1 protein-coding gene is annotated in these 880 nt (G+C 38.9%); it reads right to left on the bottom strand.

The window, feature by feature from the left end:
• Nucleotides 1-31 precede the first annotated feature (31 nt).
• A complete protein-coding gene (locus tag WKS98_RS09940; RefSeq protein WP_498918950.1) occupies nucleotides 32-808 on the bottom strand; it encodes a ZIP family metal transporter in 777 nt (258 codons plus the stop codon).
• Nucleotides 809-880: the final 72 nt, after the last annotated feature.

Raw genomic sequence — 880 nt, 5'->3', positions numbered from 1 at the left:
TAAACCTCAAGATTAATCTTGAGGTCTTTTTTTATCCAAGTAAAATATCCATAATCATCATAACAATAAATCCAATTATAATTCCATATGTGGCCTGTCTCTCATAGCCACCACTGTGGGTTTCTGGAATAATTTCATCGCTTATAACGAATAGCATTGCTCCACCTGCCAGTGCCAATATAAATGGAAGTACTTGTGAGAATACATGTACCAATCCATAGCCCATTAAGGCTCCTATAGGCTCTACCATACCTGTTAGTAAGGCGATTAAAAAAGCTTCCTTTGTACTGTAGTTCTCTCTCAAAAGCGCCAAGGCAACTGCAAGTCCCTCTGGCATGTTTTGTAGTCCTATACCAAGTGCTATGGTGATACCATTAGCAATATTATTTGTCCCAAATCCAACTCCTGTGGCAAGGCCTTCTGGGAAGTTGTGAATTGTTATGGCAATTATAAATAGCCATATCTTTTTTAAACTCTCTGAAGACGTTCCTTCTCTTCGCTTATCTAACAGATGTTCATGCGGTGCATACTTATCGATTAAGTCAAGCATCAGAGCTCCTGCAAATATTCCTAAGCTCGTTACAAGTACAGCTTTAACTCCTCCACCGCCATATTCTATACTTGGAATTATAAGTGAAAAGCAACTTGCTGCAAGCATGACTCCCGCCGCAAATCCAAGAAGAATATCAAGTATAGATCTTTTTATTTCCTTTGTGAAAAATATCGGCACCGCTCCAAGGCCCGTCATAAGACCTGGAATAAATAGCCCAAGGCCAATAATCCATTTTGCATCTATATTACCCATTATTACCCCCTTTCTAGTGATATCATATCATATTTCGCCGCCTTTATAATAGCCTCATTCAACTAAAATTGGCAA

It is taken from the genome of Lagierella sp. ICN-221743, assembly GCF_037890055.1.
Lineage (GTDB): Bacteria > Bacillota > Clostridia > Tissierellales > Peptoniphilaceae > Mediannikoviicoccus.
This window is presented reverse-complemented; position numbering and strand designations above follow the sequence as displayed.